General features: G+C 69.2%; 7 protein-coding genes, 1 tRNA gene and 3 pseudogenes. 6 read left to right on the top strand and 5 right to left on the bottom strand.

What is annotated here, in order from left to right:
• Nucleotides 1-250 precede the first annotated feature (250 nt).
• From AB0D29_RS07885 to AB0D29_RS07870, 4 genes and pseudogenes are all read right to left on the bottom strand, one after another.
• Nucleotides 251-712, bottom strand: coding sequence for a hypothetical protein (locus AB0D29_RS07885; protein ID WP_362852673.1), 462 nt, complete (start codon nucleotides 710-712; stop codon nucleotides 251-253).
• 430 nt (nucleotides 713-1142) lie between these two features.
• On the bottom strand, nucleotides 1143-2879 hold the full coding sequence (locus tag AB0D29_RS07880) for an AAA family ATPase (RefSeq protein ID WP_362852816.1): 1737 nt from the start codon (nucleotides 2877-2879) through the stop codon (nucleotides 1143-1145).
• 485 nt (nucleotides 2880-3364) lie between these two features.
• A pseudogene (locus AB0D29_RS07875) lies at nucleotides 3365-4023 on the bottom strand (YdcF family protein).
• A pseudogene (locus AB0D29_RS07870) lies at nucleotides 4020-4328 on the bottom strand (UTRA domain-containing protein); the annotation flags it as partial. The pseudogenes AB0D29_RS07875 and AB0D29_RS07870, both read right to left, overlap by 4 nt.
• Nucleotides 4329-4594: 266 nt before the next feature.
• Between AB0D29_RS07870 and AB0D29_RS07865 the strand changes: the two are divergent.
• Nucleotides 4595-4776 (top strand): annotated as a pseudogene (locus AB0D29_RS07865) (helix-turn-helix domain-containing protein); the annotation flags it as partial.
• A 13-nt stretch (nucleotides 4777-4789) separates the two neighbouring features.
• Entirely contained in the window at nucleotides 4790-6184 is a 1395-nt protein-coding gene (locus AB0D29_RS07860) for a site-specific integrase (RefSeq protein ID WP_362852672.1), read from the top strand.
• 168 nt (nucleotides 6185-6352) lie between these two features.
• Here AB0D29_RS07860 and AB0D29_RS07855 read toward each other — a convergent pair.
• A tRNA-Arg gene (locus AB0D29_RS07855) sits at nucleotides 6353-6425 on the bottom strand.
• 332 nt (nucleotides 6426-6757) lie between these two features.
• Here AB0D29_RS07855 and AB0D29_RS07850 point away from each other — a divergent pair.
• The 4 genes from AB0D29_RS07850 (at nucleotide 6758) to AB0D29_RS07835 (ending at nucleotide 12109) form a co-directional block, all read left to right on the top strand.
• Nucleotides 6758-8377 carry a dynamin family protein gene (locus tag AB0D29_RS07850; protein ID WP_362852671.1) on the top strand — a complete coding sequence of 540 codons (1620 nt, stop codon included), beginning with the start codon at nucleotides 6758-6760 and terminating at the stop codon, nucleotides 8375-8377.
• A 4-nt stretch (nucleotides 8378-8381) separates the two neighbouring features.
• A complete protein-coding gene (locus AB0D29_RS07845; RefSeq protein WP_362852670.1) occupies nucleotides 8382-10253 on the top strand; it encodes a GTPase in 1872 nt (623 codons plus the stop codon).
• A 99-nt stretch (nucleotides 10254-10352) separates the two neighbouring features.
• A complete protein-coding gene (locus AB0D29_RS07840; RefSeq protein ID WP_362852669.1) occupies nucleotides 10353-10760 on the top strand; it encodes a single-stranded DNA-binding protein in 408 nt (135 codons plus the stop codon).
• Nucleotides 10761-10828: 68 nt separating this feature from the next.
• Nucleotides 10829-12109 carry a thioester domain-containing protein gene (locus AB0D29_RS07835; protein WP_362852668.1) on the top strand — a complete coding sequence of 427 codons (1281 nt, stop codon included), beginning with the start codon at nucleotides 10829-10831 and terminating at the stop codon, nucleotides 12107-12109.
• Nucleotides 12110-12195: the final 86 nt, after the last annotated feature.

Here is a 12195-nt window from a genome sequence, read left to right as displayed (position 1 = left end):
GTCACCTTCGTCCTGGGTCGCCCAGACGTCGCCGAGCCCCCGGGGGCGCCCTCCCCATCGTAGGAGCGCCCGCTCCGCCCGGCGACCCAGCCACCCCCGCCAAACCGCCCTGACCTGCAAGAAAGCCCTCCGCGGAGGGAGGGCTGGGGTGGTGCGGAAAGAGCTGCGCCCTCACTGCTTTGAACGGCTACCGTCACGTGCATTCACCGGAAGCGTCAGTTCCGCCACGATGCCGTCATCCGACCAGCAATCAGCGCGCCCTGCGGAACAGGTACAAGCCGACGATCTTCCCTTTGACCGCCACCCGATCTTTCGACAAGAGCCCGTCGGGCCGGGACTCCTCGCTGAGGTGCACGTAGACGTACTGGGCGGTGTGGAGGGACCAGCCCTCATCCTCGATCCGCGACAGCAGGTCACTCCGCGGGGTTGCCCCGCCCGGCCCTGGCCGGGTGGTCTCGCGCCGCGTGGGAGCTGGCCCACCGAAGTCCACCGCAGCGGCCCCGTAGACCGACCAGCCGCTCGTACTGCGCTGATCAACCTCGGCTTCGAACCAGCCGTCGCCCCGTGCGAAGGCGTCGGCCGCCGCAGCCACGATCGGGCTCTCCGCGGCCTCGACCACGGCATCGCGTCGCCGAAGGTCTTCGGCATCGCGAGCCTCATTCTCGGCGGTCAGCTCACCCTGCCTTCTCTGCCACCGCTCCTGCATGCCCACGTGGTTCCCCCGGTCGCCGATGCGTACGTGTACCGATGATGCACGTCGGCTCCCTATCGGCATCCCCGAACAGCGAACGCCAAACAGGAGCCTGCTCTGTCGGGGTGCCAGGGTTTGAACCCACGACCTCTTCGTCCCGAAGCATTCCGGGCCGACGAGAGAGCCGCCGTTCCCGGGCGCTGACCTGCGACGGAGGTCCGTGACCGTCCGTGGACCTCCGCCAGCCTTCGCGCCGGTCGTCACCCAGTTAGACACCCACCCGCTGGTCCTAACCGGAGCAGCTGCGGCACGGGACAACCCCTGAGCTCCCTTGCACGGCCCGCAGACGGCCCAGGGCGACATACAGCTCGGGGAACATCCCTGCGATCGCATACCGGCACGACACGCGCGCTGGCCTTGACCTGTGGCGGCGGGTCCCACGGTTCAAAGATTAGTCGGCTAGACGCTCGACCTTCTTTAGAAGGGCCACCATTTCAGGATGAATTTCATCCACCCCTGCATACTTGGAGATCGAATCGAACGCCACGGCTTTGTATCCCCGGCTCTGCAATTCTCTATTTACCGCGGACATGACCTCTTTGGGCGGGCAGATCGAATAGCGAAATTCGACCCTCTCCCAGCTCTTGGTCAGGTCGTTCAATCCGTCTTCGTTAATAGTGGCCACACTCCGCCCTGTCGATTTCTCGGCCACCACTCTCTCTGCCAGGATCCGCGACATGACTTTATTTCGCATTCCTGCCATAGCGTTCTCGATGATCTCTTCCACCTCTCCAACCGAACACTTGGCGAGTCGAGCAATTACCTCCGGAATGATCAGATAACTTTCAAGTTCCTTCTTCTTCCATACGTGAGCGTGCATATCCACGCCTTCGAAACGCTTGATGACTTCCGCAACTTGAGCGTCCGTGCGGTAGTCGCGATCCAGCAAAACGAGAGCCTTTACCGCGCTCCCTAGGAAGTCCCGGAGAAACCATCCGAACGCCTCGGCGTGCTCCCATCTGGAGTACCCATTCATGGGCACAACGGCGAGGGATACATCTTCCGATATTCTCCCTAGGTCCAGACTCTTGGACAGTCGCTTAAGGGTCCTGACGTCTTTCCCTTCAACGAAAATCACACCACGCGCTCGGAGAGCTTTCGCCATGGCCAAATTAAAAGAGCTTCCGAGGGCGGCGTTCAGGCCATCAAGATTGGACTCTTTAGGTGCCCTCACTGCCCTACGTCGGGTCTTATCAACCCAGACAATAGAGTCAGGATCTGCTTCGGTAAGGACTTCGGTGGAATGCGTCGCCAGGATGATCTGAGCATCTAGAGATTCCAGCAGCCGCACCAGTCGCCTTTGGAGATCCGCATGAAGGAACACCTCCGGCTCGTCGAGGACGAGCGTCGGCAAGTCCACGGAGCGATGGATGTGCAGCAGTAGCTGCAACCAAATCTGCACCCCGTCACCTGCCCACACAATCTCCTTTTCCGAGCTATTGCCGACCTCCGTGAAGAAGACGTCAATACTTGAGGTGTCGTACCTGCTTACCGGCCTCCTCAACTCGATACCAGCCAGCCAAGGTGTAGCGAAATCGATAAAACTCTCCCATTCGCCTGCCTGGTCAAGGAGTCTCATTTGATTCCTGAAATGCCGACTGCTAAGACGGGTTGAGAGATTTTTGCGAACCGTTTCTCTTTCCAGGATCGGCTCTTCGTGCTCAAGCGGTGAGAGTGTAGGAATTACGCCGATTGTCGAAAAAATCGTTTTCACGGATGCGGGCAGTCTGGGCGGCTTGCCCTGGGCGTCAAGAAGATAGAAGAACGGGTTGGGTTCATCTTCATAGGGACTCCGCTCGGGCCAGACAATTCGCATCCTAGAGCCGTTCCGCCACGAAAGCTCCACCATCGTTTCGTCATCGCGAAAGTTATGGCGCACACTTTCGTTCAGAGCGGCAAAATCGCGCGTAGGAACGGGGTACGACAGGTAGTAGGATCCAGCGTGCAAGTCACTCGAACTGGGGCGCGTTCTTTTCGCGAGCTTCAGGCACGCCTCCGCAAGTCGGAGCGCAGTCAGAATCGTGCTCTTGCCGGCACTGTTAGGACCGACCAACAGGGAAGCGTCCTTGAACGTCATCGTGAAGTTCTCAAACGCCTTGAAGTTAGCGAACCTAATCTCTTTAATCAACGAATCCCCCAAGGACCTACCGCTACCGCTGGAACCGCTGGGTCCTGTTTACCACTCAATCTTGAAGTGGTGCTAGCCGTTTGTCCTGAATAGCGACGCTCCCGTAGTGTGAATCGTTTCTGTCCCGCCGCAAGTCCGTTGAGCGGAGCGGGTTTGGCCGGTGGCTTGCCCAGTCTGGGGTCGAGCATGATCAGGAGGCCGTACGCTTGCCGGCAACTCGGTCAGCTCTTGAGCCTGACCGCAACGTGATCGAGTGGCCCCTGGCCTGGCTCGACGAGGTCCCTGACCTGGGGGCTAAAGCCGTGGAGCCGACCGCCCGAGCCACAGCGGGTTCACCACCCATCAACCCGAGCTGTCAGGCGTGCGGCCGACGGCCGGGCCGGAGCGGGTCGAAGACAGGAGCGACGGCCCGGACGGCGGCCGCACGCGCTGCGCGTGCGCGGCGAGTGCACTTGATCAAGTAGGGCAACTTTCGGCGCAGCTGATTATCGCGTGGGAGCAGCGACGAGCCTGCTGGTGAAGCCCTCGTCAAGCAGGCGCTGATAGGCGGCGAGCACCGGGGCCGGCATAGGCAGTTGAACCATGAAGCCCTGATCGGGGTAGAGCTGGAGGCGCTGGAGGGCGCCGACGAGCATGTCGATGACGAGCTTCGGGTCGCCGATGGAATCGACGTACTCCTTGAACGTCATTGGGGTGGATGCGCTGATGACCTCTACCTCCGGCCAGAGCTTCCGCGCTGTGGCGTACGCGCGCCGCTCTTCGTACGGCTTGCTGATCAGCAGTACGGATTCGATGGGGCGGCCGGCGTCCTCCAGCAGGGCTCGGGTGAGTCGGATGTTCTCGCCGGTGTTGCGGGCGTTGGGCTCCACGAGGACGTCCTCAGGCGGGACGCCAAGCTCCAACGCCCGCTCGCGGTAGTGCACCGCCTCCCCGCGCGGCATCCGCGCGCGGGTCGTTGGGCTCGTGGCGCCCGTGAACACGATCAGGGGCGCCATGCCGCGCTGGTACAGGTCGACCGTCGTGTCGGCCACGCCGAGGTCGTGGTGCCGAGGCCGACCGCGACTGAGCAGGGGCGCGGCTCGTGGTGCATCTGGTGGAACTCCCAGATGAGTTCCGCGTCCGCCCACGCCTGCTCAGAGATCACAGCTGTTCGCCGCCTTCGGCCGAGTCGGGGACCGTGAACTCATACTCCCAGGCGAACCTCGACGCAGCGTGCACCCCGATGGCGAACTCGACGACCGTCCCGTCTGCGGTGAAGGTCGTACGGTGCAACTCGACTACCGGATCGCCGGCGGGCAGCTTGAGGAGCTTGACCTCGTCGGCCGTGGGGACGCGAGCGAAGATGCGTTCCTTCATGTGGTCGATCTCGTAACCGGCGTCGTAGAGGACCCGGAAGCCGCCGCCGCGTCCTGCCGGCCCTGGCGTGGGGTCCACGATGCGTCTGCCCTGTGGCTACACCGGTGACGCAGACGGCCCACGGCTGCGTCATCATGCGTCACCCCCGTCGTCTGCCGGTGTCACCCGGCGAGACGGGTGGCACAGGCAGATGACACACCACCACCCACTACGTCACCGAAAACCGCAGGTCAGACAGGAAAATGACACAGGCGACGCGGTGACGCAGAAATCTGAACCTCGGACAGATGGGGGCCCGTGCAGCCCCAATCCCTGCCTGCAACTCATGTGTACGTCGCCTCCCCCGAGAAGGGACCCTCATGCCCGCCGCGCCCAAGTCCCGGGTGATGCTCACGGTTCCCGAGGTGTGCGACGAACTCGGTGTTTCCCGCTCCACCTTCTACGACTGGCGCCAGAAGCGGCGGGCCCCCGCTGCGTGAAGCTGCCGAACGGTGACCTCCGTGTCCGCCGCACCGACCTTGAAATCTGGCTGAACGAGCGCGGGACGCTGCCTGATGGATACGACCTACGACGTGAAGCTGTGGAAGACCTCGGTGTACGAGGGGAAGAAGAAGACCACCCACACCGTCCGTTGGGAGTTGGAGGGAAGGGAGTGGAGGAAGCCGTTCGCAACGGGGCCTCTCGCGGAGTCTTTCCGCTCGGGTCTCGTGACCGCGGCTCGCAAGGGGGAGGCGTTCAGCCTTTCCACGGGTCTTCCTGTTTCCTACCAATCCGGCGCGGCCAGCGTGAAGTGGTACGACTTCGCCCTTCAGTTCGTGGACCAGCTCTGGGAGCGGACGTCCGCGAACAACCGGCGGAACGTGGCAAAGGCGCTCACGCCCGTCACGGTGGCCCTGCTCCGCTCCAAGCCGACGATGTTCGATGGTGTGGACGTCCGTCGGGCCCTGCGTGAGTACGCGTTCAACACCAGCCGACGCGCCGAGGCCCCACCGGAGGTCGTCGTGATCCTGCGGTGGGTGGAGCGCAACAGCCTCACGATGGCGTCCTGGGAGGACGAGGGCACCGTGGAAGGGCTGCTACGCGCCGCCGGGACGAAACTCGACGGCAGTGCGGCAGCACCCAGCTCGGTCAGGCGGAACAAGCGTGTCCTTAACGTCCTGATCGAGCACGCCATCAAGAAGAAGGTGCTACGGGAGAACCTGCTGCCCAAGGGCAAGGGCACCGCGGCGGCGAAGACCTCCTCTGCCGTTGACAAGCGGTCGCTCCTCAACAAGGAGCAGGCCGCCGCGCTCCTCGCCTGGATCTACGCGCGGCCGAGGGGCGGCCGGCGGCTGCACGCCTTCTTCTCCACGATGTACTACGCCGGGGCCCGGCCTGAGGAAGTCGTGGCGCTCAAGGTGGCGGACGTCCGCCTGCCCAGCAGTGCCGCCGGTGATCAATGGGGTGAACTGTTGATCCACACGGCTCAGCCGGAGGTGGGAAAGCAGTGGACTGACACCGGTGAAGTCCGGGAGCGTCGGGGCCTGAATGGGCGAGCCGCTGACGATATGCGCACGGTGCCCTGCCGCCCTGCCCTCACACGGATCCTCCGCGCCCATATCGAGAGGGAGAGACTGCGGCCCGGGGATCTCCTGATCCAGGGGGAGAGCGGGGGGCTCCTGGCTGGTTCCGTCATTCGGCGGGCGTGGCGGCGGGCCCGAAAGGAGGTCCTCGAACCCCACGAATTCGAGTCACCTCTCGCCCGCCGCGTTTACGACCTCCGGCACACCTGCCTGACCAACTGGCTGAACGCCGGCGTCCCCCCTGCGGACGCTGCCGAGTGGGCGGGCAATAGCGTCCCCGTGCTCCTGGCCACGTACGCGCGGTGCATCAACGGGCAGCTGGACGACCTCAAGCAGCGGTTCGAGAGGGCAGGGGAGCTGCCGGATCCGGGCACTCCAGGGGCTTGACTTCTTCTCCGCGTATTCTCCGCAGCCACCCGCTAAAACCCGGTATCAGCCGGACACCGCTGGACCCCCTCACGGCCGCCGAGGGGGTGCATCCGGTGTCTGCGACACCCGCGGGAAACCGCCTCTGAACAGCAGAAAGACCCTCCCGCGGGAGGGTCTTCACGAGTGTGCCCCCGGCAGGACTCGAACCTGCGGCCAAGTGCTTAGAAGGCACCTGCTCTATCCACTGAGCTACGGGGGCCGGAAGGTGGCCGTGGTGGGCCTGGAGCCCCTGGTGGGAGTGGGACTGTGGTCCGTGCCGGGTCAAGGATAGGGCTCCGGCCGCCTTGTCCCGGTTGCTTCACTCGCGGGCCACGATGTGGAGGTTCCGTGAAGCGGTCCCGATAATCGCAGGCAGGTGCGATTCTCGCATCGCTTTTGCGCCGCGGCGCCCTTGGTGTTGTGCACTCGTTATGCCTGCGCCCCACTCGTCCGTCGTGCCCAGAATGTCCCACTGGAGTCGCGGTCGGCGCGCAGAGGACGTATAAGCTTCAAAAATGGTCCTAAATTGGGCATTCTTCGCATGTGGTGACCTTGGATGTTCGGCCTCAGCTGCTCGATGCCCTGTCCGCCCTGCGCGACCGGGTCGCGTCCGTGCGTCTGCCGCTGCCCCTGCCCGGCGCCCCGCGCGCCCGCCAGACCAGAGCCGAGCTGCTCGCGCAGCTCGACGACTACCTCGTACCCCGGCTGAAGGCGCCCGAGGCGCCGATGCTCGCCGTCGTCGGCGGGTCCACCGGGGCCGGTAAGTCCACCCTCGTCAACTCCCTCGTCGGACGGCAGGTCAGCGAAGCCGGAGTGCTGCGCCCGACCACGCGCACGCCGGTGCTCGTCTGCCATCCGGACGACCATCACTGGTTCGCCGGAATGCGCGTGCTGCCCGACCTGATGCGCGTCTGGGTGCCCCACGAAGAGGAGGAGCGCCCCTCGGCCATGTCACGGGCCCGACCCCGCGACCGCGGCCACGGCAACACCCACGCCACCCGCGAGATGCGCATCGAGACCGTCTCCAGCCTGCCCCGCGGACTCGCCATCCTCGACGCCCCCGACATCGACTCCCTCGTGGTCGAGAACCGGACGCTCGCCGCCGAACTCATCTGCGCCGCCGACGTCTGGGTGATGGTCACCACCGCCTCGCGGTACGCCGACGCCGTCCCCTGGCACCTGCTGCGCACCGCCAAGCAGTACAAGGCCACCCTCATCACCGTCCTCGACCGGGTCCCGCACCAGGTGCTCGCCGAGGTCTCCCGGCAGTACGGGGCCCTGCTCACCAAGGCCGGGCTGGGCGAGGTGCCGCGCTTCACCGTCCCGGAACTGCCCGAATCGGCGGGCGGGGGCGGGCTGCTGCCGGCCAGCGCCGTCGCCCCGCTGTACGCCTGGCTCGCCCACCACGCCCAGGACCCGGCCGCCCGGCAGTACGCCGTCGGGCGGACCGCGCTCGGCGCGCTGGACTCCCTCAGCCGGCGCATGCCGGAACTCGCCTCCGCCGTCGCCGCCCAGCACGCCGCCGCCGTACGGCTGACCTCGGCCGTCGAGGACGCGTACCGGCGCGAGGGCAAAAGGGTCCGGGGCCGGCTCGACCACGGCGCCGTCCTGGCCGGGGACGCGCTGACCCGGTGGCGCGGCTACCCCCTCGACACGAGCGCCGACGAACTCCTCGACTCCCTCGCAGAGTCCCTCGCCGCACTCCTCCAGTGCGCCGTCGCCGCCGCCGACGAGCGGATCGCCGAGGCCTGGCGGCGCGAGCCCGCCGCCGGCGCGGTGACCCTGCCCGCGCCCGACCGGGAAGCGGGGGAACGTATCGGCATGGCCGTACGGCGCTGGCGGCGCGTCCTGGAGGAACTCGCCGAGGAAGAGGTCGCCAAGCTCGACAAGCAGCCCGCACCCGACCCCGACGGCGTCGCGGCCCTGCTCGTCGCCGCCCTGCTCGGCGGCAAACGGGCCCGGCCCGCGGGGGAGAAGCTCGCCGAACGCATCGGCGCCCAGGCCGCCCTGCGGCTGCGCGACAGGGGCGGCGAACTCGTCGGCGACCACCTCGACCAGGTGCTGCGCGCCGAGCGCGACCGCCGGCTCGCCCCGCTCGAAGCGCTCGAAGTGAGCCCGGAACCACAGGCCGAGCTGATCGCCGCGCTGTCCGTACTGCAGAAGGAGAGGTGACGCGGTGACCGCCCTGACCGACCGCACCGACGACCGCTGGGACGACGGACTCATCGCGCGCTCGCGCCCCCGGGCCGCTGGCGGGATCGAGGAGGACGGGGCCGACGGACCCGACGGAACCAACGGGTCCGGCGAGGGGGACATCGACGACGACGCGCTCGTACGGGCCGTCTCCGGCGCCGGCAGCGACGGCGGCAAGTCGCCCGCGCCCCCGCTCAGCCCCGAGGCGCAGGCCCTGCGCCTGCGCCTCGACGCGCTGCGCCAGCTCGTCGGGCTGTCCCGGACCAGGCTCGACGGCAAGACCCTCGCCGAGGCCGGGCGGGTCCTCGACGAGGCGGCGGCGCGTCGCGGACTCTCCCCGCAGCACACGGTCGTCGCCATCGCCGGAGCCACCGGAAGCGGCAAGTCCACACTCTTCAATTCACTCGCCGGGGTGCAGATCTCCGAGACCGGGCTGCGCCGCCCGACCACCGCGGCGCCCATCGCGTGCAGCTGGTCGGACGGGGCCGCCGGACTGCTGGACCGCCTGGAGATCCCGGGACGGCTGCGCCGCCGCCCCCGCGAGACCTCGGAGGCGGAGGCCCTGCGCGGGATGGTCCTCGTCGACCTGCCCGACCTGGACTCGGCGGTCGGCGCGCACCGGGACCACGTGGACCGCGTCCTGGCCCTGGTCGACGCCGTGGTGTGGGTGGTGGACCCGGAGAAGTACGCGGACGCCGTCCTGCACGAGCGGTACCTGCGGCCGCTGGCCGGGCACGCGGAGGTGACCTTCGTCGTGCTGAACCAGGTGGACCGGCTGCCCGGCGAGGCCGCCGACCTCGTACTGGACGACCTGCGCCGGCTCCTCGACGACGACGGCATCGCGCTCGGCGAGCACGGCGAGCCCGGCGCCACGGTCCTCGGGCTCTCCGCACTGACCGGGGAGGGCGTCGGGGAACTGCGCGAACTCCTCGGACAGTTCACCCAGGAGCGGGGCGCCGCCACCCGGCGGATCTCCGCCGACGTCGACCGCGCGGCGGTGCGCCTGCGGCCGCTCTACGTCGCCGACGGGCACTCCGGGCCGGAGATCGGCGAGGCGGCGCGCGCCGAGTTCGAGGACCGCCTCGCCGAGGCCGTCGGGGCGTACGCGGCCGGGCTCGCCGCCGAGCGCGCCTGGCGGCGCAACGCGGGCAAGGCCTGCGGGACGCCGTGGCTGCGGCTGTGGCGGTGGTACGAGAGCCGGCGCGCCCCGCGCTCCCTGGCGGGTCTGGCCGCGCTGGCGGCGATCGGCAGCCGCGGGCAGACGGTCGCGCCGGCGCCGGTCGAGGAGGAGGTGACCGCGCGTCAGCGGGTGGAACAGGCCGTACGGGTGGTCGCCGACGAGGCGGTGGCCGGCCTGCCCGACCCGTGGGCCCAGGCCGTCCGGGAGACCGCCGTGCGCGGCGCCGACCGGCTCCCGGAGGCACTCGACGAGATCGCGGTGACGCTCGGGGCGGCGGTCGCGGTGCCCAGCGTCAAACCGCCGCGGCCCACGTGGTGGCCGGCCGCCGTGCTGGGCCAGGCGGCCATGACGCTCGTGCAGATCTACGGCGGGCTGTGGCTGGTCGGGCAGATCGTCGGGGTCCTGGAGCCGAAGCTGCTGCCGCCGGTGCTGCTGATGGTGGCGGGCATCATCGGCGGGCCCCTCGTGGAATGGGCCTGCTCGATCGCCGCCCGGGGCCCGGCGCGCCGGTACGGGCAGGACGCGGAGCGCAGGCTGCGGCAGGCGGCGGCCGGATGCGGGCGGGCCCGGGTGCTGGAACCGGTGGCGGCGGAGCTGCTGCGCTACCGGGAGGTGCGGGAGCAGTACGCCACGGTGGCCGCAGGGGGGAGCCGGTTGTCCACAACCCGCCAGTAATCCACAGGCCGGAGCGGGGATCCGCGGCCTGCCCCAGCATGGTTCGTAGCTCGTACGGATGGACCGCACGGGCACGGACGACGGGGGAGGGCGGCCGGGATGAACGACACCCAGGTGACGCTGGTGGGCTGCGTGGCCACGCAGGTGGACTACAAGGAGACGGTGAACGGTCCGTCGGCGCGCTTCCGCTTCGCGGTGACGCCGAGGTACTTCGACCGGCGCAAGGAGGCCTGGACGGACGGGGCCACCAGCTTCTACACGGTGTGGGCGCGGCGCGTGCTCGCCGTCAATCTCGCCGGTTCCGTATCGGTCGGCGAACCGCTGGTGGTGCACGGGCGGCTGCGCGTGCGGGAGGACCCGCCCGACGGGGACGGCAAGCGGTGGGTGTCCGCGGAGATCGACGCGACCGCCATCGGGCACGACCTGAACCGCGGCACGGCGGCCTTCCGGCGCGTGGTGCGAACCGACACCCCGCTGATGGCCACTCAGAAGGTGGCGGTGGTCTGAGTGTTCGAGGCGGTTAGGATTCCCCGGTACTCACGGGCACCTGGGTCTTTGGCCCGAAGGGGAAGACTGTGTCGATTGCCGTTCCCGCATCCTCCGCTCCTGAACCCGCTGCCGGCGCCGCGCCTCGCGCCGATGCCGGCTCCGTACCCGGCTCCGCCGCCGTGCCCGCTCCGCTCGAACCTCCCGCCGCGGTACGGGGCTCCGCGCGCCGGCCGCTGGCGGTGGCCCTGCTGGCCGCGGCCCTCGCCACCGCACCCGCCGCCCGGGCCGCCGCCGACTCCGACCCGGTGGCGCCCCGGGCGCCGGAGGGCGCGAGCGCCGTGCTGGACGGACTCAAGACGTACGGGCAGGCGGTCCTGCGCTCCGGGGACGGATCGGTCCGACAGATCCCGGCCGGGCTGTACGAGATGCGGGTCGACGGCGGCGGGATGCTCCAGACGTACGGGGTCGGCGTGGCGGGCAACGCCCAGCCGCAGTCCCGGTACACCGAGAGCGGCTGGGGCGGCAGCCCGCTCGCGGGCAACCGGGAGGCGGGCCGGATCCGCTGGGTCCTGGAGCACTCCTACCCGCAGCTGAACGACCTGGCCGGGCTCGCCAAGGCGGCCGGTGCCGGGGCGCTCACCGCGGAGAGCGCGGCGGCCGGGACCCAGGTGGCGATCTGGCGGCTGGCGGACGGGGTGCAGGTCGAGGCGGCCGACCCGGCGGCGGAGAAGCTGGCCGACTACCTCCAGCGGGCGGCCGGGCAGCTGCCGGAGCCGCCGGCCTCGCTGGGGCTGGACCCCGGCGACGTGTCGGGGCCGGTCGGCACCCGGCTCGGCCCGGTGACCGTGCGGACCGGGGCGCGGAGCGTGTCGGTCGTCCCGGACGCGGCGGCCGTCGCGATGGGGGTGCGGGTCGTGGACGCCGAGGGGGCGCCCGTGGACTCCGCCGTCAACGGGAGCCGGCTGTACTTCGAGGTGCCCGCGGGCACCCCCGACGGCACGGCCTCGGTCACCGTCCACGGTGCGACCAAGGTGCCGGTCGGGCGGGTCTTCACCGGCGAGGTGCCCGCGCAGGCGCAGATCGTGGCGGGCTCCAGCGAGTCCGCGGCCGCCGCCACGGCCACGGCGCTCTGGCCGCCGGCCCCGGTGGCCGAGGCGGGCACGGCCACCGGCTCGGATGCGGTGGCGCTGGGCGCGCCGTCGGCGGCCGTCGCGACGACCTCCCCGGACGAGGAGCGGCTGGCGACCAGCGGCAGCTCGGCGGCGACTCCGGTCATCGCCTCCCTGGCGGTGGGCCTGGTGGTCCTGGGCGGCCTGGTGGTCCTGCTGCTGCGCAAGCGCCCGCTGGACGAGGAGGACGGGGCGTAGCCCCCTCGGGCCGCCGAAGGTGCCCGTCGGGGCCGTCCGGGTCCGTTGGGCCGGGTGGCCGCCGGGACCGATTCGGATCCGCCGGC

It is taken from the genome of Streptomyces sp. NPDC048424 (assembly GCF_040651555.1).
GTDB lineage: Bacteria > Actinomycetota > Actinomycetes > Streptomycetales > Streptomycetaceae > Streptomyces.
The sequence above is the reverse complement of the archived record's forward strand: the minus strand, read 5'-3'. Positions and strand labels throughout refer to the sequence as shown.